Genomic DNA, 18,611 nt, shown 5'->3' with positions numbered 1-18,611 from the left:
TTGGATACGGAATACTAAAAATGTATATATTGAGACGTTAAGAAATTTTTCCGGTTGGTATTAAATGTGCGTGTAGAAGTAAGTAACTCTCGTGGAGATGCCACACTTGTTAATATTCCACTTTTGGATTGTTTTTGACCTTCATTAGTTACCAATGAAGGGTTTGAGAGCGATCGCAAGTTTAATTAACAAGATAAGTTCTTGTAAAATAATCCGCGAAATCTTGACAATCCAAAAATAATAGAATAACAAGGTGGCAGCAACTTGAAAAAAGGCGTTAGTGCATCCCCGCCAAGAGAAGTCAGTAACGCCTTCACTGAAAATTACACACGGATATTCTAAAATCATGCCACACAATACTGAATACAAAGCAAATCAGAACGAAAATCACGCGATCGCCTACAAAGAACGCCTAAATTCTTGGGCAATTGCCCGTTTACAACCCGATGCCCAAAGAGAAATTGTCGCTCGCTTTCGCAGTCGTTCTGATGCCGATGGTTATATGCAGCGCCTACGTCAAATGATTCCTGATGCTTCTTTTATGGTTGTATTTGATTGTCAACGTGAAGAAGTTGTAGCCTAAAGTGTCAAGTCGTTATTTAATTACACAAACGAAGGAATAAGGGTGCGATTACCATTGTTATGACGGTGCGTTACATCCTAATTAACGCACCAGTATTAGATTTTTTATAAATGGGAATGAAGAATCAGGAGTTGGGAATAAGGAAAATGATTCCCTATTCCCTAGCCCCCTAATGTAAGACTTTTGCCAGTGCTTCTATTAGGCGGTCAACATTTTCTTTACGGCTATTAAAACCCATCAGTCCAACGCGCCAAACTTTACCAGCCAGTTCACCAAGTCCACCGCCAACTTCAATTCCGTGTTCTGTTAATAGCTGTCTAGCAATGGCTTTACCGTCCACACCTTCAGGAATACAGACTGTAGTCAAAGTTGGTAAACGATATTCCCGTTCAACGTGACAACTTAGGCCGATTTCTTCTAGCCTGTCCCAGAGATATTCCACATTCTTTTGATGACGTTGCCAACAGTTAGCTAATCCTTCCTCAGCAACCAACCGCAAAGCTTCCCGCAGAGCATAATACAAATTAATGGGGGCTGTATGATGATAAACACGTTCACTACCCCAATACTTACCCAGCAAAGTCATATCTAAATACCAGTTTGCCACCTTCGTGCTGCGGCGCTGCAATTTTTCCCAAGCACGAGGACTCATAGTAAAAGGTGAAGCCCCAGGCGGACAGCCCAAGCCTTTTTGGCTACAGCTATAAGCTAAATCAACTCCCCACTCATCTAAAAATATCGGCACACCACCAAGGCTAGTGACAGTATCGATTAATAACAGCGTGCCGAATTCCCGACAGAGTTCACCAACACCATCTAAAGGCTGACGCGCACCTGTAGAAGTTTCGGCGTGAACCAAAGCCAAAATTGTCGGGCGATGGGTTTCCATAGCTGTGCGGAGTTCTTCTAGAGAGAAAACTTGCCCCCAAGGTTTAGTAATGGTACGGACATCAGCACCATATCGCCCCGCCATATCAACTAAACGATTTCCAAAATATCCAGCCACACCAATTAACACCACATCACCGGGTTCGACAGCATTGGCGATAGTTGCTTCCATTGCAGCAGAACCAGTACCACTCACAGCGATAGTGTGAGGATTTTCGGTTTGCCAAACATAGCGGAGTAAAGATTGAATTTCATCCATCAGCCCTAAGAAATCTGGGTCAAGATGCCCTAGAGGTGAGGTATTCATTGCCTGGAGAACTGTAGGATGGGCATTGGAAGGGCCAGGGCCTAATAGCAGCTTGGAAGGGATTTCCAGGGGTTTGAGTGGTAATCGCTGACTATCGTTAATGGAGATGGTTTGCGACATAATTCCTTTTTGTCTAGACAGTACTTACCGCATCATAGAGCGATCGCATCACCCTTGTATCCTCTGGAGAACAACACATTTCCAGCATGAATCAGCAAGTATTTGGAAGTTCCTTAATCAGTGTATGATTCCAGAAATCTGAGCAGAAAGACAAAACTTTTTCTCCCCTGCACCCTGCCCCCTGCCCCCTGCGGTCTTTATAATAAGTCTTTTACCAGACACGATATTACTTCCCCATCAGCCGACGAAACTATGATATTTGCAGGTAAACGCCCGAATAACTTGGGTGTGAATAATGGCAGATTAGCAGCTTGCCCTAATTCGCCTAATTGTGTCTCTAGCCAAAGTGCAGACGCAATTCACCAAATTGCACCCCTAACTTTTAATACTAGCCCCGAACAAGCGATCGCTCATCTCAAAAGTATTATCCAGTCCTTACCCAGAACCACAATTATTACTGAAACTCCAGACTATTTATATGCTGAGTTTAAAAGTGCTTTGATGGGATTTGTAGATGATGTTGAGTTTTATCTAGACCGAGAGGCAAATATTTTTCATGTCCGTTCAGCTTCTCGTTTAGGACAAAGTGATTTAGGTGTTAACCGTAAACGAATAGAAACTATTCGTGCTGAACTCCAAACATTATAGTCTGAGTCCAGGTGCAGGAGATTGTAATTTTTTGTAAACTAAAAAAATTAAAAATCTAGACCATCTTCGTGAATTAAAATCCCCAGTTTATTGCAAAAGCTGGGGGTTTTCAGTAGGGAATTACTTATGAAGTACATCTTCATCAAAAACCAGTATAAACGCGAATCTCGAAATTAATTAACTTAGCAAATAATAGTTGCCATACAACTTGATTTGTTGTATTCACAACCTAAATATTATTAGGAAATGATATGTTAAAAACTGGTTTGAAAAAAGGCTTATTAACTGCGATCGCAGTTATTTCGATATTACCAGTAATTACCTCAACTGCTGAGGCTGGTTCTACCAAAAATGTATTTGGGGCAATTTCTTATTCTCCTTCTACTAGGACTTACTCATCAGGAATTGCGAAAACCAAGCAAGCCGCAATCAACGCATCCTTGAATAACTGTCGCCGTCAAAGTGGTGCTAAAGATTGTACAACACCATTGTGGTTTAAAAATGCTTGGGGAGCTTTAGCTGTAAGTTCCGATGGTGGTTATGGTACAGGTTGGGGAACGAACCAATCTCTCGCAGAAAGATTTGCAGTAGAAACCTGTGAAAAATACGGTGGTCAAGATTGTCAGGTTGTTTTTGTTAGACAGGCCAGATAAATCAAAATTTAGTCATAATTCAGATACCCGACTTATTTGGATAAGTCGGGTATCTTGTTGTTTACACAATAAATTTCAACTGCTACATTCCGATTTATTTTTTGATATTTCCAGCAATTAGTTGACTGCGGAGATGTCCATTTTTTGCAAATTTCTGTTGGAGAATTTGCCGATAAACTTCTTCATAACCATCCGTCATTCGTTGAAAACTAAAGTTATTTTCGACATGCTGACGACAAGCATATCTATCTAACTCTGCCACTTTATTAATTGCCCTTACGCATTCTGTCACATTATTACAGAGAAAACCTGTTTCACCGTGGGCAATGACCTCAGTTGTCGAACCTAATTTCATCGCAATTACTGGCGTACCTGCGGCCATTGATTCCACCATGACTAAACCAAAAGGTTCGCGCCAAGTAATTGGGAATAAAGTAGCAAAAGCACCTCCCATCAAAGCATTTTTTGGTTGATGATTCGCTTCACCTAAATATTCAATTTGTTCACCATCAATTAAAGGTTTAATTTCTCTTTCAAAGTACTCGACATCCACAACATCTACCTTACCAGCCATTTTTAATCGCCAACCCGATTGTTTAGCGATTGCAATTGCTAAATGTGTGCCTTTTTCTGGCGATATTCGACCTAAAAATGCTAAATAAGGTGGTTCTTCTGGTTCGGGATAAAATTTGTAACTACTAACATCAATACCGTTGTAAACTGTGCTTGTATAGTTCAAACCTAGTGAACTTTCCTGTTGAGCATCAGAAATACTCACAAAAGGTTGACGTTTCGCGTGTTGAAACATCTTTTGATTATCAGGTGTGAAAATCCCGTGTAATGTATGAACTGATGGGGTATTGACAAGTTTTGCATAAGGTAATGCTGCACAACCCATGTGAGAGTGAATAATATCAAACTCATCTGCTCGTTCGTAGACAGAAGCTAACTGCAACATTTCATAAATGTTATATTCTTTAACATCCTTATCAACTCGTAAAGCACGAGGATGCACTGATTCTAGCTTGGCTAAACTGATAGAATCACCAGACGCAAATAAAGTAACTTCATGCCCGCGCCGCACTAATTCATCGGTCAGTAACCCCACAACTAACTCGATACCTCCATAAGCTGGAGGTGGTACTCTCTCCCATAGTGGGGAAACTTGAGCTATTCTCATCACAAACCTCCTAAAAGATGAATTTTGAGTTAATAGAGTCTGCTGTTTGATTCGTAGTTATTTGTTATTCAACCAGCAATGAGTTTTGAGTGAAAATAATTCACTAAAGTTCTAAATCAGCATTTTTTTCTAGCACTATCAACTCGGTTTCAAAAGCGATTTTATAAATAAGTGCATTAAAATATTAGACTTTAACTTCGTGAGAAGTTGTCTATCTTTGTAGAGAAATTTAATTGTACTCTAGAGGTAAGTTGTTAAGCAGATAAGAAGGTATATTGAGTCCGCAAGGGTGCAGTGGGTAGGGAGTAAGGGAGAAGATTTATAGCTTTTCCAACCATGAAAATTGTGCAATTTAAATGAAGATTAGCTCAAATACAGAGAATTGATTCAGTTTTTGTGGTGTGGATATCTCCTAAATCATCTTTACACACCGATTTTTTGACTTTTGGGTTAAATCGAATACACTAGGAGATTATAGAAAATCACTAAACTCTGAAGATGAATATTTCGCCCACACAAAAAAAACCGCGTGTCGTATGGCAGGCGGTTTTGTCAGTAATCATGTATATTTTTATGTACTTGCCTATACTAGTACTAGGTTTTTATAGTTTCAATCAGTCACCGTATAGTGCCACTTGGCAAGGATTTACTCTGGATTGGTATCGCAAACTGTTCAGTGACGATCGCATTTTATCAGCGTTAAACAATAGTTTGATCGTTGCCTTTTGTGCGGTGGGAGTTTCTGCCGTGTTGGGAACGTTGATGGCGGTGGGGTTAGCGCGGTATAAATTTCCTGGTAAGAGCTTGTACCGTGGTGTAGCTTACTTACCCTTAATTATTCCTGATATTGCGATCGCTGTTGCCACTCTCGTGTTTCTCGCCGCCTTTGCTATTCCTTTGAGTTTATGGACAATTGTCGCCGCGCACGTTGTCTTTTGTTTAGCTTATATTGGCTTAGTTGTGAGTTCGCGACTGAATAACTTAGACCCCCACTTAGAAGAAGCCGCCTTAGATTTAGGCGCTACACCACTACAAGCATTTATTAAAGTTTTAGTACCACAATTAATGCCAGGAATTATCGCTGGTTGTTTGCTGGCTTTTGTGCTGAGTTTAGATGATTTTTTAATTGCTAGTTTTACGGCTGGTAGTGGTTATAACACTTTACCAATGGAGATTTTTAGTCGGATTAGAACTGGTGTAAAACCTGATATAAATGCCCTCAGTATGTTGCTAATTACAGTATCAGCTATTGTTGCTTTTATAGCTGAATTCCTGCGAATTTTGGGAGAAAGGAAGTAGTACTTGTAGAATCAAATACCCGATTTATTTAAAAAAATGGGTATAGCAAAATGTATCTAAAAATCAAGCCAAATATATCAATTATTACAAAATATTTGCGAGATAAATTTGTACTTACATCCATTATTAAATACCCTTGACAATCGCAATATTGCCGTCTTATCATTCCTCTTGGAATGGGAATTAGTGCTATCATTCGTTCTCAAAATTAAAAAGTACCCAACACAGAGTGACAAATAAATAAATTATACTCATTTGTATTTTTTAGTGCTGGTATCTATGCAGATGAGAATAGTTAATATTTATTTGTCTAGAAATCGGTTTTCAATTCGATAATATTGGGGCTAACTTTGGACAAGATGCTACCTCCTCCTCGTTATGCAAATCTGCCAAAATCCCAATTGTTCAAATCCATTCAATGCTGACGGCAATAGATTTTGCATAAGTTGTGGACAAAGCAGTTTTGGTAAACTGCTGCGAAACCGTTACCGTGTCATTAGACTATTAGGCGAAGGCGGATTTAGCAAAACCTACGCAGCCGAAGATGCAGACAGACTAGATGCACCTTGCGTCATTAAACAGTTCTTTCCGCAAATTCAAGGAACCGGACAACGTACTAAAGCCGCAGAATTCTTCAAAGAAGAGGCATTCCGGCTGTATGAACTAGGAGAAAATCATAGCCAAATTCCGAGATTATTGGCTTACTTTGCCCAAGGTTCCAGTTTATATTTAGTCCAAGAATTTATCCAAGGTAGAACACTTGTAGAAGAAGTTAAAGAACAGCCATTTAACGAAGAAAAAATCCGGCAGATTTTAACTGATTTATTGCCAGTATTAGACTTTATTCATACTTGTAATGTTGTCCATCGGGATATCAAACCAGAAAACATTATTCGTCGTGATCACGATGGCAAATTAGTATTAATTGATTTTGGTGGAGCAAAACAAGTTACACAAACCAGTATAGCGAGACAAGCCACAGTGATTTATACAATGGGTTATGCCCCAAGTGAACAAATGGCTGGTTTTGCTTGTCCTGCGAGTGATTTATATGCTTTGGGTGTAACTTGTGTACGGTTGCTAACTCAATGTTTACCCATTCAAGATGTTTACGGGCAGATTAAAGACCCGCTATATGATGCCATGAACGGTCAGTGGTTATGGCAAGAATATATAGATAAACAAGGTATTTATATCAGCGAAGACTTAAGGCAAATTCTCAATAAATTACTGCAACATTTAGCAAGTGATAGATATCAATCAGCCACCGAAGTTCTCAATGATTTGAAATCTGCCAAAACAGTGATTATTGAACCACGAGTCACTCAACCAACATTACTCAAATTACCCACAGAACCAAAAATAATTCGACCATTACCGCCGTTACAAACCTGTGAATTTGATGTAGTCACGATAGACACAGGCGGTAGAGAAGTTAACCGCGATCGCGCCACAGCCGAGTTTTTTGTGGAAGAATTAAGTAAAGGCATCACCTTAGAAATGCTTGCCATTCCCGGCGGGACATATCTCATGGGTTCACCTAACTTTGAAGGCGATGCTGACGAACGCCCCCAACATCGAGTTGCGATCGCACCATTTTTTATGGGTAAATATCCCATAACCCAAGCACAATGGCGTGCTGTTGCAAGCTTACCCAAAGTCAAACAAACCCTCAACCCCTACCCTTCTAAATTTAAAGGACTATATCGCCCAGTCGAAAACGTTTCATGGCACGAAGCTGTAGAATTTTGCGTTAGACTCTCACAAAAAACCGGACAGGAATACCGCCTCCCCAGCGAAGCCGAATGGGAATATGCTTGTCGCGCCGGCACTACCACATCCTTTCACTTTGGCGAAACAATTACCACCGAATTAGTCAACTACAGCGACAGCGATACCTACATCATGGAAACCAAAACCAGATATCGCAAAGAAACCACTGATGTCGGTAGTTTTCAAGTAGCCAACGCCTTTGGATTGTACGATATGCACGGGTTAGTGTGGGAATGGTGCGCTGATCCTTGGCACAACAATTACCAAGGCGCACCCACAGATGGAAGAGTTTGGGAAAATGGCGGTGATAGCCATCGGCGGGTGTTGCGTGGTGGTTCTTGGAACTTTGGTGCAGAACTGTGTCGTAGCGCCAGCCGCAGTTGGAATGAATCAGACGGCGGTTTAAGAATTTGCGGTTTTCGCGTCGTCTTGTCTTTAGGATAAGCGTGCTACAAGTAGGCAGGAGGCAGGAGGCAGAAGGCAGGAGGAAAGAGGATATTAGCTATGTTTACCTTTGTTAGCTTAGTTTGATTTTTTCCCACCGAATTACTTAACTCAACAAAAAACGAAAAAATGATTTTGGAGGGGGTTTGGGGGACGCAACCGTCCCCCAATCGGGCAGGGCTGTTTCATTCGACAAGGGCAAAGATTTTGTCAATATCATTGGAGAGAAATCGTTGAGCAATTGTGATGGAAGTATGACCATTGCGACGTAAAAGATTAAGTGCGATCGCTCGCACAACAGAGAGATTAGCAGGGGCATTACCCAGGTGTATAGTCGAACGATCTTCATTCAAAACTACATCCTTAACCCAATGAAGTTGATTTTCTATACCCCAATGACCGCGAATACCCTGAGCAAATTCTTGTGCCGTGCAAATGAGGCTACTGATGTAACAAGCAATATCATGGTATTGTTTACCGCCTCTTGTCCCAACTCTTTCAACTCGAATTAAAGACTTAATTCCAATCCATTTTGGGTCTATTCCATTCAAATCATGAAAAACTTCTACAGTTCGCTTGGTCAGCCTATCCCTTGTTTTTTCGGTGGCGATATAACGACTTGTGGGCTTTGTTTTAGCAGCAACGCTTTGGATATGACGATGAAGTTTTGGCTGATTTTCTTTAACAGCAATTACGTATTCGTTACCACTGTCTATAATTAACTGGCAAGTTTTTTTTGGCAATGTAAAGAATCAAAGCTAAATACAGCATCTTTGAGATCTAAAGTGGCAATTAAATTTTGCACCACGGCGATTTCGCTTTCCTGTTTGTTTTCAAATTTTTCCATGCCTAAAACTAGTCCTCTTTTACTTGCAAATACTGAGACTATGCTGACAAAGTTCTGACATGACTTCTCGTGGTCAATTACTGTTCCTTTAATGCTTTTACCATCAATTCCACACCAATCAGATGGCTCTAAATCAACGTATTGGTATGCCCACTGATTGAATATAGCGACAAGTTTATCAAAATCTACTCCCATCACTATACGCCTGATAGTTGAGTATGAAGGTACACCATGTTTTTGAATGCCAAACATCTCTATTAGTATCCGACGATGCCGTTTGACGAAATCCCCCCATCCACGATACCCGACATATCCACTCATGGTGCCCATTATTACAAACAGCAACACCAACCATAGTCGATGTCTCCGACCATCAGTCGTTCTGAAATCTTCCACTTGCCGCAAATGTTCAATCAGAGAAGCACCCATGATTTTTATCCCTTCAACACTTGCAATTTTACCTGTTTTAGGGAATGAAACAGCCCTGCCCAATCGGGGGTGTGGGGGAGAATCCCCCAAATCTTGCTCATTGTCTGATAGGTAGAACAGAAATCTTAAAAATCAAAGGCTCAAGTATTACTACTTAAGCCTTGATTAAATTATTTAACTGAGATGATTAAATCATCCCGAAACTGTCACCACTTAATAGCGGTTACGGTAGCCGCCACCACCACCGCGATTACCACCAAAGGAACCACGGTCTTCTTTAGGTCTAGCTTTATTAACTTTGAGGTCACGACCCATCCATTCAGCACCATCAAGTGCTTCAATAGCGGCTGTTTCTTCAGCGTCGCTACCCATCTCTACAAAGGCAAAACCACGTAGACGACCTGTTTCACGGTCGGTAGGGATTTGAATCCGCTTTACAGAACCATATTCTGCAAAAACACTATTCAAAGCATCTTGTGTAACTTCATAAGAGAGGTTACCTACGTAAATTGACATAATTTAAATCCGAAATCGCAAGTTTGCAGAGATATTAGATTTCGGGGAGAAGTCTGTAAATACCAAAAGGAAAAGCCCATCAATACTAAAAACAAACGCTATCGCCGAATTAATTCTCACACCTCATCATGACATAAGATGTAAATTTTGGGGAAGAAAAGAGAAAAATTGTTATAAAAATATATATAAACAGGCGATCGCTCCACATTTTGGACTTAAGCGCAAGTGTAACAACTTGTAAAATCCACTAGATTCTCCATTCGACTGGAGAGTTTAGGATGAATGTAACGAGTAGGACACAAATAGTTCCTTTGAATAACAAAGAGGAACAGCGATGTTAAGTAAATCAACAATTTATGGACTAGTAGGTATACTCGCAGGTAGTACGATTACTGCTTTATCTTTTACCTACGCTACCAGAGCCGCACAACAGCGTCTACAATCTCCTCCTTGTGCGACAACCAGCACTATGCCACATAAGATGGCAGGAACACAGCAAGTAGATCAGCACTTCATTGAAATGATGATTCCCCACCATCAAGGCGCAGTCGAGATGGCGGATATAGCGTTGCAAAAATCTCAACGGCCAGAAATTAAACAGCTGGCTACGGCAATTAAAGCCGACCAGACCAAAGAAATTGACCAAATGAAAGCTTGGTACAAACAATGGTATGGCGCGGAAGTTCCTGCGACTCCAAGCACCCAGATGGGAAGTCATCATGGTACAGGTCACAAAATGCCGGAAATGTCCATACACTCCGGAATGATGGGTATGGGGATGAATTTAGAGACATTAAAAAATGCCTCTGATTTTGACAAGGAATTTATTCGCCAGATGATTCCTCACCATGAATCAGCAGTGATGATGGCCAAGATGGTAGCCAATAATGCCACACATCCCGAAATTAGGAAGTTAGCTGAAGCTATTATTAAGTCTCAAACTGCTGAAATTCAACAAATGCAGCAATGGTATCAAGCTTGGTCTAAGTAGTTTTATCATTCAAAATTCTAAATCTATGACACTTACACTCACCGTTCCCAACATGGCTTGTTCTGCCTGTGCTAACAATATCACCAATGCCGTGAAAACAGTTGATGCTGATGCGATCGTACAAGCTGATCCCGCAACTAAGCTTGTTAATGTGGAAACTCAAGCTTCTGAGGAAACAATCAAAGATGCTTTAGTTAATGCTGGCTATCCCCCAGCTTAAGTAAGGTGTTAAGCATATAAAGCACATTAAGACCGCAGGGGGCAGGGAGCAATACACCCTATAACCTGTCACCTGCTATTTCGTCATACTTAGCGCGGACTGCCTGGATATCTTGCCACATCAACCATTTTGGGCTGCCTTTTTCTTTCGATGGGTTACGCAATAAGTAGGAAGGGTGAAAAATTGGCATACATAAACGGCCTTCCCACTCTATCCACTGGCCGCGAATTTTTGTGATTCCTTGTTTTTCGCCTGTTAATCCTTTAACTGCCGTTGCACCTGTTAACAAAATGATTTTGGGATCAATTAAGCGAATTTGTTCTAACAAGTATGGTATGCAAGCTGCCATTTCATTAGGAGTTGGAACCCGATTATTTGGTGGTCTACATTTATTGATGTTACCAATGTAGACATCTTGCTCAGTAGTCAAATTCACCGATGCTAATATTTTCTCTAGTAGCTGACCAGACCGACCCACAAATGGTAAGCCTGTTTCGTCTTCGCTTTGGCCTGGTGCTTCTCCCACAATCATGATTGGTGCTTTGAGATTACCTCGCCCTACGACAGCATGGGTGCGTGTTTGTCCTAATTCGCAACGTTGACACTGGTTGCAGTGCTGTGCCAATTCGTCTATGTTGTTGTAGGTTCCCGCCGGAATGGGAATTTTGCCATCTGTAGGAATCTGGTCTTTTTGATTGATGTTAGATTCTCCAAAGAGACTCAGTTGAATGTCGCTGCTCATGAAACTACGCTTGTTGGTTTAAGCACCTAGATGATGTTGATTGCGGAATACTGAAATTGGCGTGAGTTCCATTGTAGCAGCGAACTTAAGACAAAGAATCATATCGTGTCCGCTAAAAGACTTATCATCAAGACCGCAGAGGGAGCAGAGGAAGCAGAGGAGCAGGGGAGAGGGTTTTGATGTGTCTGCACAGATTGACCGAATCATAACTGATTACCCGGACATGATATCATTGCCTATTGCTGATATTGCATAGCTTTGGCGTAATCACCCAAGGCATAGCAAGCAACTTTGAGGCTGGCTAGGGCTTGTTCTTCAATGCGGCGGTCTTTGATACTTCTAGCTAAGAGTAAGCGTTGTTCATAATATTGGATGGCTTGGTTATAATCTCCCAAAGCTTCACAAGTTACGCCTAAACTGCCTAGAGATTGTTCTTCACTGCGTTTGTCTTTTAATTCTCTGGCTAGTTGGAGACGTTCTTGATAATAAGTCATAGCTTTGCCGTAGTCATTGGTAGCATAACAGGCATTGCCTAAATTTTTGAGTACTTGAATGGCACTGCGGGGATTGTTGAGAATGCGTGCAACTTTGACACATTGTTCGTAGTAGGCGATCGCTTTGGGATAATTGTCTAGAGCATACCAAGCGTTACCCAAATTCTTCAGGACTTGTTCTATACCCCAGTTATCTTGGAGTTCCTGCACCAATTTTAAGCTTTGTTCTTGATACTCTATTGCCTGTGTTAAGTTACCTGCTGCTTTGTAAACCAATCCTAAATTATTTAAGGCGGCAACTTGACTGCGCTTGTCTTGCAAGCTGCGGGTAATTTTTAAACACTCTTCTAAATATTTAATTGCTTTGTTATGTTCATTTAAATGACGATAAGCATTACCTAAATGGGAAAATGCTTGCATTTGTATTGATGGGTCTGGTGTCTCTTTTTTTAACGCCAGACACTGCTGGGCATAAGTAATAGTACTTTTATAATCTCCAGAAGCGTAGGTGACTACTGCTAGAAAGCATAGCGCCTGTTCTTGTTGGGGGATATCTCCAAGAACCTCAAATAACGCCAAGGATTGTTGCAAGGACTTCAAAGCCGCGATGAGTTCCCCCGCTTGTTGCTGTTGTATACCTTGGCGCAATAGTTCTGCTGCTTCCCATAACTGAGTGTTGCTGTCTTCCGCCAACATTGCTTCTGGTGAATTTTGGTCAAATTCATGGGTAATGGTATTGCGCTTGATTGGCGTAAGGCGGTTTGTAGGCGCTGGCGCAGGAGAGGTACTGTTCAAGTTGTTTTTCCATTGACCGTCTGACATTGACCAATTCCCGTTAAATCAACTAGTAGATCAAGTGTTCCCAAAATCAATGCTTATCTCTCATAGACAGGAGTTACGCACCAAAATTGTCTGTGGGGAGTGTGGGGGGTGTGGGGAGTGTGGGAGGTGTGGGGGTGTGGGAGGTGTGACCTGATTTTTTCGTTTTTTGCGTAAGTCTTAATAGAAAACTATTAAGCTAATCAGCATTTAAGCTGCACTATTGAAATTGTACATAAATGACTTAAACTCTCTCCTCTGTCCCTCTGCCCCTCTGCTCCCCTGCGGTCTAAACTGCAAACTAAGTGCTTAATAGCTTACTGTAGTTATTGTTGGTTTAATAGCAGGGTTGATGATGGAAAGAGTGTTGGAACCAGAAGTCATGGACACTTGGGAAGAAGCCATTGACTATGATGCGATGGATTTTACTGGGGTTAACACAGCTTTTGCTGAGGAAGCGATCGCTCTTGGGACAACAGAACCATGTTTAGTACTAGATGCTGGAACTGGCCCCGGTCGTATCCCAGTTCTCATCGCTCAAATGCGTCCCCAATGGCAGTTAATTGCGATTGATTTAGCTCAGAATATGCTCAAAATTGCCACGCAGCATGTTCAACAAGCTGGCTTACAACAGCAAATTTCTTTGGAATTGGTGGATGCGAAACAGTTACCCTACACAAAGGAAATGTTTGATTTGGTGATTTCCAATAGCTTGGTTCACCATTTACCTGATCCTCTGCCATTTTTCCAAGAAATCCAGCGAGTTAGTAAACCAAACGGCGGCTTGCTAATTCGAGATTTATTACGTCCAGTCGACGAAGAGACCATGAATGCTTTAGTATCCAGCATTGGCTATGACTATGATCCCCGTCAGCAAAAGTTATTTCGAGACTCTCTCCACGCTGCACTCACACTAGATGAGGTGAATCAGTTGGTGACTAGTGTCGGGTTAGCTGGAGTGAAAGTTTATCAATCAAGCGATCGCCATTGGACAATTGCACGCCATTGTAATTTATCTGTTTAAAATTGAAGTCAGCAACACTTTAATTTCTACTACCCAAACTTATCGATTCATGGGGATTTTTGTATTCCAAACTAATTCAAATTCTGCTTTAGTAATCCCAAATTCTCGAATATCTTCTTCTTGAATTGGTTTATCACATAACATTCCGTAATTGTCTGCGAAGTGGCTACTATCATAAAATAAGACGTTGCCATTTTCATAGACTTCTATTTGTCTCATAGGATATAGATCATTACCAATTTCGAGAAAATAAGTACTAGTACCCCAGGCATCATATTCTCCTCCCAAGGTTTCATCCCAAAACCATTTACAATATTTCTTGACCTTAGTTGTTGATAAGAGCATATTGTTTCCTCCTTTAATGCCTCCTTTCAAACTCTGTTATTTTTAACTTAAAGTTACAAAAACCTAGTTTTTGTAATTCTAAGTAAATATCTATTAATAAATTTACATTAATGAATGAAGTGACGATATCTACAGCAATCACAAATGATTTATAAACATCGCTTTACCTTGTATACCTTGTCTTCCTTGTCTCCCTTATCTTTGTTATTCACATATCAACTAGGACTGCTATACAAGACTGAAAATTCACAGTAGCCAGTTTATTTTATCGTAACACTTCCCTATTTTGTGCCATCTTCTGCGCGTAGAATATCACGTACTTCCATTAAAATTATCCCTAACATATTTTTGCCACTACCATCAGCACCACAACCCCAATAATAATCAATGGGAGAATTTTCTACTATTTCCTCATCACCTGTACTAAGTAAGATTTCCCGAATATCTGTATGAGTTTCAAACTTACACAGTACTGCTTTTCTCATAATACCGTCTTTGACTTGCTCCCAATCGGGACGCAAAGGACGGCTTCTTTCTCTACCCATTTTTGCGGCTTCTTTAGGAGTTTTTACTAAGCGGATTTGTTCTAAATGAAATGTCCCAACAAACTTTTGCGCTTGAAAATAATGCTCGCTAGTATACCAGTATAAATCATCCAACACAAATCCGTGAGCCGAAAAGTTGGAAAAGCAACCATATTGTTCGCGGGTGCTATAAAAATAGACAGTCATCGAATTACTCTGCACTCTGGCTAATTAGAAATTTTATTAATAGCATTTCTAATTGGACTTTACCAAAACTTTCCATAAAACTAAATAATCAATGTAGAGTTAACAGACAATTTTTGATTTATTTTATATTTAATTGGCAAAGTGATCGTAAACTCTGTACCTTGTCCTATTTCTGAAAATACTTCTATTTTACCTTGATGTTTTTCAACTATTTGATAACAAGTACTTAAGCCTAGCCCTGTACCTTTACCTACTGGTTTAGTTGTAAAAAATGGGTCAAAAATTTTATGCTGAATAGCCGTAGGGATTCCATTACCATTATCTTTGATGCTTATTTTAATGTAATTATCATTTATTTTGAGAGTCTCAATACTAATTTGTTTATTTGTAGGATTATTTTGTTCGCTTAAAGCATCTATAGCATTGCTCACAATATTCATAAATACCTGGTTAATCTGTGCTGGATAGCACTCAATTAAAGGTAGGTTATGATAGTTCTTATTTACGGTTATTTTTGGAGTAATTTTATGATTTAAAAGTAGTAATGTATTTTCAAGACCTTCATGAACATCTACTTCTTTCATCTCAGCTTCATCTAGTCGAGAAAAGTTGCGTAAAGATAATACAATTTCTCGAATGCGTTGTGCGCCTGTTTGCATTGATGACAGTAAATTAGATAAATCTTGGCTAATGAATATTAAATCAATATCTTCAATTTTATCAATGATCACATGGCTTGGTTCTGGATATTGTTGCTGGTATAATTCTACTAATGCTAATAAATCTTCTACATACTCTTTGGCGTGTTGAATATTGCCATAAATAAAACTAACAGGGTTATTAATTTCGTGAGCGATACCTGCTACCATCTGTCCGAGAGAGGACATTTTTTCTGTTTGAATCAGTTGTCCTTGAGTAGCTTGCAAATCTTGAAGAGTTTTTTGCAGTTCTTGAGTACGTTCTTCTACTCGTTTTTCTAAATTATGGCGTGCTAATTCTAATTCGTGAGTACGTTCCTCTACTCGTTTCTCTAGAGTTTGACGAGCTAGTTCTAATTCTTGGGTATAATCTCCTACCCACTCTACCAATTGGTTTAAAGAATTGGCTAATGTTCCTACCTCATCTTTACTAGTAATATCGGCTTTAATCCGAAAATTAGATTCTTGAGTGATTGTTTTAGCAACATTAGTCACTACTTGCAAAGGACGAGCAATTAAATGACTAGTAAATACTGCCAGTAGGATAGCGATCGCAACTGATATTAGCACACTTCCTAAAATAACATTCACTTGTAATTTTTGAGCATTATTAAAACTAGTATTTGCGTGCTGCTTTTGCAGTTCAGCATGTCCTATTAACCGAGATAATTCGTCTGATAGCTGCTCAAATTTTATCGGAATATTAGTAGCTTTCTCTTGATTGAGAAAATTTAATATTTGTTGCTGGTAATTTTTATTTCTGATTGATGATGAATTTTTTACTTCAATTTCTTGCCAAAAAGTTTTAACAATTTGATTATAACTTTCAGTGGTTTGATCATAAGCATTTAATAACTGATGAATATCTTGGCTATTAATTAATAAATCATTCTGATAAAGACTGACAAACTGCTCTAACTCTAATAATTTTTGTCTAACTTGAACAATACCATCTAAAAACCGATTTTTTTCAAATTCTAGCCAAATGGAATTATCTAATACTGTAACTAATCTTTGGGGGTGTAGTCTGACTCTAGTGACAGCATTTTCTAAATCTTTTAATAAAGCCTGCTGTTGATACGCAAGAATTAGCTGTTTGTGAGCGTAAGACTCATAGTTATATCCTACTAGTAAACCACTTGCTGTACCTATACAAGTAATACCAACAGTTAGTGTATAGCCGTAAATTATTTTTTTAGCGATACTCCAATTGTTGCTTAATTTGAATAGCCAGTTTGAAAGTTTTTTAACCAATTTTTTTAGTAAAATTCATTTAATTTCCAACATGAATATTTTTAGAGAAAGCTTCCTTCTCCCATGTTCTGATAAACTTCACGAATCATGTTGTAGTCAGAGTCATTTGCAGCCGTCAAACTTGCTCCTTGGTATTTCTTGTCAGCTAGTATAATACTTTGAAGTATTTTATCTTGATTTTTTAGCATCCGCGATCGCATATCTGCTATTAAGTTAGCTTGAAGTCTGTTATTAGCAACAAATACATCATTGGGTAATAAGGGGCTTTTTGCGATTATATCAAAATCTTTTTCTAATAATTTTTCTTTCGCTAGTTTATCATTATATGTATCAGAAGCATTGACCCAAGCATCTACTTCACCTTTGACTAAAGCTTTTAGTCCATGATCACCTAACATAACAATTTTTACATCATTCTTTGGATCTAATCCAGCATCCATCAGTAATTTTGTTGGCCCAATATGTCCAGAAGTTGAACCAATACGGCTCATAGCAATTGTTTTTCCTTTCAATTGAGATAATGATTTAATTTTACTGTTTGCACGGACAACAATAATAGAATGGTAATTAGGACGCTTAACTCCAATTATGGGAATACTTTTAGCTCTAGAATTTAAAATTAAATATTCTGAAGGCCCGGCGAAAACAATATCTAGTTTACCTGAAACTAAGGCTGCGGCTGCGGCTGTTCTATTTTCAACTGGTAAAAATTCAATTTTAATATCTAATATTTCTTCTAATGTCTTTCTTAATTTTCCATAACTTGCTTCTAATTCTTGAAGATTATTAACATCTGTAATAGTAAATTTGATATTTTTTGGTACATTAACTGATATTTCTGTATTTTGCTTCTGGGAATTAGAATTACATGCTGTTATAAATCCAGACAGAAATATAGAGCAGTAGCTTAATATTTTTCGTCTTTTCATAATTATTATCTATTCTGGAGAGTTAATGAAAATATAAGTCCATCCTGTAATTAATATGTGGAATTAATATTTAACTCTTGAACGAAATATTGGCATTGAATTCATAATTAATACAACTAATTATGATATTTATAGCCTTGATTAATGACTTCTGTAATATTACCTAATTTAGCTATAGTAAATATTTGTTTAACAAAAGATTATTGATTGATTAAAATCTATCTTTTGCCGATTTCAGATTTTAACGTTGATAGTAAGTTAAGTACATACATAGAAGAAAAGCGATCGCCTTTAGTTAAACTATTAACTATACATTGTCCTCTCAAGCCATTGGTGGCACAGCGTCACGGTTATAAACCGGCAATTTTGCGTTATTTTGAACGGCATTATTGAGATAGTTCTCAAGATTTAATTCAGTTAATTTATGAAACTTTAGTATTGGGGTAAATCAGCAATGTTGAATTCAGGGACAAACTGATATCATGTCCGCTTGATTACTTACAAAAACCGAAGAACCCCACCCCGCCACAGCTACGCTATGTCTCCCCTCCCCGTCAACGGGGAGCAGGGTGGTTTCATACAAAGAAAGAAAAAACTTTGTGCAGTTGGTTAGAGAGGGCACGTTGTGCTTGAGGAATAGTTCGGAAACCAAGTTGGCGAGCGATCGTAATGAAAAA

Annotated in this window: 19 protein-coding genes and 1 pseudogene; 9 read left to right on the top strand and 11 right to left on the bottom strand. The window is 39.2% G+C overall.

Going from position 1 to position 18,611, the window contains the following annotated elements:
• Positions 1-144: 144 nt before the first annotated feature.
• Positions 145-348 carry a hypothetical protein gene (locus H6G74_RS22265; protein WP_190969735.1) on the bottom strand — a complete coding sequence of 68 codons (204 nt, stop codon included), beginning with the start codon at positions 346-348 and terminating at the stop codon, positions 145-147.
• Here H6G74_RS22265 and H6G74_RS22260 point away from each other — a divergent pair.
• Positions 347-583 carry a hypothetical protein gene (locus tag H6G74_RS22260; protein WP_190969734.1) on the top strand — a complete coding sequence of 79 codons (237 nt, stop codon included), beginning with the start codon at positions 347-349 and terminating at the stop codon, positions 581-583. The two genes, H6G74_RS22265 and H6G74_RS22260, sit on opposite strands and share 2 nt — an antisense overlap.
• Before the next feature lie 169 nt (positions 584-752).
• On the opposite strand, the gene H6G74_RS22255 is transcribed toward H6G74_RS22260, so the two are convergent.
• Positions 753-1,898: an alanine--glyoxylate aminotransferase family protein gene (locus H6G74_RS22255; RefSeq protein WP_190969733.1), complete on the bottom strand. Its 1,146-nt coding sequence runs from the start codon at positions 1,896-1,898 to the stop codon at positions 753-755.
• 252 nt (positions 1,899-2,150) lie between these two features.
• Here H6G74_RS22255 and H6G74_RS22250 point away from each other — a divergent pair, with 252 nt between their 5' ends.
• Positions 2,151-2,546: a DUF1499 domain-containing protein gene (locus tag H6G74_RS22250; RefSeq protein WP_190969732.1), complete on the top strand. Its 396-nt coding sequence runs from the start codon at positions 2,151-2,153 to the stop codon at positions 2,544-2,546.
• Positions 2,547-2,797: 251 nt separating this feature from the next.
• Complete coding sequence (locus H6G74_RS22245; RefSeq protein ID WP_190969731.1) at positions 2,798-3,199, top strand: DUF4189 domain-containing protein; 402 nt, start codon at positions 2,798-2,800, stop codon at positions 3,197-3,199.
• A 94-nt stretch (positions 3,200-3,293) separates the two neighbouring features.
• Here H6G74_RS22245 and H6G74_RS22240 read toward each other — a convergent pair whose 3' ends face one another.
• Positions 3,294-4,379: a glycosyltransferase family 4 protein gene (locus H6G74_RS22240; RefSeq protein ID WP_190969730.1), complete on the bottom strand. Its 1,086-nt coding sequence runs from the start codon at positions 4,377-4,379 to the stop codon at positions 3,294-3,296.
• 573 nt (positions 4,380-4,952) lie between these two features.
• On the opposite strand from H6G74_RS22240, the gene H6G74_RS22235 reads away from it, so the two are divergent.
• Positions 4,953-5,678, top strand: coding sequence for an ABC transporter permease (locus H6G74_RS22235; RefSeq protein ID WP_242051318.1), 726 nt, complete (start codon positions 4,953-4,955; stop codon positions 5,676-5,678).
• 378 nt (positions 5,679-6,056) lie between these two features.
• On the top strand, positions 6,057-7,895 hold the full coding sequence (locus H6G74_RS22230; protein ID WP_190969728.1) for a bifunctional serine/threonine-protein kinase/formylglycine-generating enzyme family protein: 1,839 nt from the start codon (positions 6,057-6,059) through the stop codon (positions 7,893-7,895).
• A gap of 185 nt (positions 7,896-8,080) precedes the next feature.
• Here H6G74_RS22230 and H6G74_RS31615 read toward each other — a convergent pair.
• Together H6G74_RS31615 and H6G74_RS22215 are read right to left on the bottom strand one after the other, a co-directional pair.
• Positions 8,081-9,147: pseudogene (locus H6G74_RS31615) on the bottom strand (ISAs1 family transposase); the annotation flags it as partial.
• Between the two features lie 237 nt (positions 9,148-9,384).
• Complete coding sequence (locus H6G74_RS22215) at positions 9,385-9,687, bottom strand: RNA recognition motif domain-containing protein (RefSeq protein ID WP_062297343.1); 303 nt, start codon at positions 9,685-9,687, stop codon at positions 9,385-9,387.
• A gap of 334 nt (positions 9,688-10,021) precedes the next feature.
• Here H6G74_RS22215 and H6G74_RS22210 point away from each other — a divergent pair, with 334 nt between their 5' ends.
• Both H6G74_RS22210 and H6G74_RS22205 read left to right on the top strand, forming a co-directional pair.
• Complete coding sequence (locus H6G74_RS22210; protein WP_190969725.1) at positions 10,022-10,678, top strand: DUF305 domain-containing protein; 657 nt, start codon at positions 10,022-10,024, stop codon at positions 10,676-10,678.
• Between the two features lie 25 nt (positions 10,679-10,703).
• On the top strand, positions 10,704-10,898 hold the full coding sequence (locus H6G74_RS22205) for a heavy-metal-associated domain-containing protein (RefSeq protein WP_190969724.1): 195 nt from the start codon (positions 10,704-10,706) through the stop codon (positions 10,896-10,898).
• Between the two features lie 58 nt (positions 10,899-10,956).
• On the opposite strand, the gene H6G74_RS22200 is transcribed toward H6G74_RS22205, so the two are convergent.
• Positions 10,957-11,640, bottom strand: coding sequence for a uracil-DNA glycosylase (locus tag H6G74_RS22200; protein ID WP_190969723.1), 684 nt, complete (start codon positions 11,638-11,640; stop codon positions 10,957-10,959).
• A gap of 236 nt (positions 11,641-11,876) precedes the next feature.
• The gene (locus H6G74_RS22195; protein WP_190969722.1) at positions 11,877-12,956 is read right to left on the bottom strand and encodes a tetratricopeptide repeat protein; all 1,080 of its coding nucleotides are present in this window, start codon (positions 12,954-12,956) and stop codon (positions 11,877-11,879) included.
• Positions 12,957-13,308: 352 nt separating this feature from the next.
• Here H6G74_RS22195 and H6G74_RS22190 point away from each other — a divergent pair, with 352 nt between their 5' ends.
• Entirely contained in the window at positions 13,309-13,977 is a 669-nt protein-coding gene (locus tag H6G74_RS22190) for a class I SAM-dependent methyltransferase (RefSeq protein ID WP_190969787.1), read from the top strand.
• 39 nt (positions 13,978-14,016) lie between these two features.
• Here H6G74_RS22190 and H6G74_RS22185 read toward each other — a convergent pair whose 3' ends face one another.
• The 4 genes from H6G74_RS22185 to H6G74_RS22170 form a co-directional block, all read right to left on the bottom strand.
• Positions 14,017-14,322, bottom strand: a complete 306-nt coding sequence (locus H6G74_RS22185) for a hypothetical protein (protein ID WP_190969721.1) — start codon at positions 14,320-14,322, stop codon at positions 14,017-14,019.
• 281 nt (positions 14,323-14,603) lie between these two features.
• On the bottom strand, positions 14,604-15,053 hold the full coding sequence (locus tag H6G74_RS22180) for an NADAR family protein (RefSeq protein ID WP_190969720.1): 450 nt from the start codon (positions 15,051-15,053) through the stop codon (positions 14,604-14,606).
• 80 nt (positions 15,054-15,133) lie between these two features.
• Entirely contained in the window at positions 15,134-17,005 is a 1,872-nt protein-coding gene (locus tag H6G74_RS22175; protein WP_199341089.1) for a sensor histidine kinase, read from the bottom strand.
• Positions 17,006-17,046: 41 nt separating this feature from the next.
• Positions 17,047-17,934 carry a phosphate/phosphite/phosphonate ABC transporter substrate-binding protein gene (locus tag H6G74_RS22170; protein WP_190969719.1) on the bottom strand — a complete coding sequence of 296 codons (888 nt, stop codon included), beginning with the start codon at positions 17,932-17,934 and terminating at the stop codon, positions 17,047-17,049.
• Positions 17,935-18,159: 225 nt separating this feature from the next.
• Between H6G74_RS22170 and H6G74_RS22165 the strand changes: the two genes are divergently transcribed.
• Positions 18,160-18,327, top strand: a complete 168-nt coding sequence (locus tag H6G74_RS22165) for a hypothetical protein (RefSeq protein ID WP_190969789.1) — start codon at positions 18,160-18,162, stop codon at positions 18,325-18,327.
• The last annotated feature ends 284 nt before the right edge of the window (positions 18,328-18,611 follow it).

The organism is Nostoc spongiaeforme FACHB-130, from assembly GCF_014698475.1.
GTDB lineage: Bacteria > Cyanobacteriota > Cyanobacteriia > Cyanobacteriales > Nostocaceae > Nostoc_B > Nostoc_B spongiaeforme.
The sequence above is the reverse complement of the archived record's forward strand: the minus strand, read 5'-3'. Positions and strand labels throughout refer to the sequence as shown.

What these genes read in the sequence shown, in the direction of transcription:
- H6G74_RS22260 (WP_190969734.1), top strand. Translation starts at nt 347, where the DNA reads ATGCCACACAATACTGAATACAAAGCAAATCAGAACGAAAATCACGCG.
- H6G74_RS22265 (WP_190969735.1), bottom strand. Translation starts at nt 348, where the DNA reads ATGATTTTAGAATATCCGTGTGTAATTTTCAGTGAAGGCGTTACTGAC.
- H6G74_RS22255 (WP_190969733.1), bottom strand. Translation starts at nt 1,898, where the DNA reads ATGTCGCAAACCATCTCCATTAACGATAGTCAGCGATTACCACTCAAA.
- H6G74_RS22250 (WP_190969732.1), top strand. Translation starts at nt 2,151, where the DNA reads ATGATATTTGCAGGTAAACGCCCGAATAACTTGGGTGTGAATAATGGC.
- H6G74_RS22245 (WP_190969731.1), top strand. Translation starts at nt 2,798, where the DNA reads ATGTTAAAAACTGGTTTGAAAAAAGGCTTATTAACTGCGATCGCAGTT.
- H6G74_RS22240 (WP_190969730.1), bottom strand. Translation starts at nt 4,379, where the DNA reads ATGAGAATAGCTCAAGTTTCCCCACTATGGGAGAGAGTACCACCTCCA.
- H6G74_RS22235 (WP_242051318.1), top strand. Translation starts at nt 4,953, where the DNA reads ATGTACTTGCCTATACTAGTACTAGGTTTTTATAGTTTCAATCAGTCA.
- H6G74_RS22230 (WP_190969728.1), top strand. Translation starts at nt 6,057, where the DNA reads ATGCAAATCTGCCAAAATCCCAATTGTTCAAATCCATTCAATGCTGAC.
- H6G74_RS22215 (WP_062297343.1), bottom strand. Translation starts at nt 9,687, where the DNA reads ATGTCAATTTACGTAGGTAACCTCTCTTATGAAGTTACACAAGATGCT.
- H6G74_RS22210 (WP_190969725.1), top strand. Translation starts at nt 10,022, where the DNA reads ATGTTAAGTAAATCAACAATTTATGGACTAGTAGGTATACTCGCAGGT.
- H6G74_RS22205 (WP_190969724.1), top strand. Translation starts at nt 10,704, where the DNA reads ATGACACTTACACTCACCGTTCCCAACATGGCTTGTTCTGCCTGTGCT.
- H6G74_RS22200 (WP_190969723.1), bottom strand. Translation starts at nt 11,640, where the DNA reads ATGAGCAGCGACATTCAACTGAGTCTCTTTGGAGAATCTAACATCAAT.
- H6G74_RS22195 (WP_190969722.1), bottom strand. Translation starts at nt 12,956, where the DNA reads ATGTCAGACGGTCAATGGAAAAACAACTTGAACAGTACCTCTCCTGCG.
- H6G74_RS22190 (WP_190969787.1), top strand. Translation starts at nt 13,309, where the DNA reads ATGGAAAGAGTGTTGGAACCAGAAGTCATGGACACTTGGGAAGAAGCC.
- H6G74_RS22185 (WP_190969721.1), bottom strand. Translation starts at nt 14,322, where the DNA reads ATGCTCTTATCAACAACTAAGGTCAAGAAATATTGTAAATGGTTTTGG.
- H6G74_RS22180 (WP_190969720.1), bottom strand. Translation starts at nt 15,053, where the DNA reads ATGACTGTCTATTTTTATAGCACCCGCGAACAATATGGTTGCTTTTCC.
- H6G74_RS22170 (WP_190969719.1), bottom strand. Translation starts at nt 17,934, where the DNA reads ATGAAAAGACGAAAAATATTAAGCTACTGCTCTATATTTCTGTCTGGA.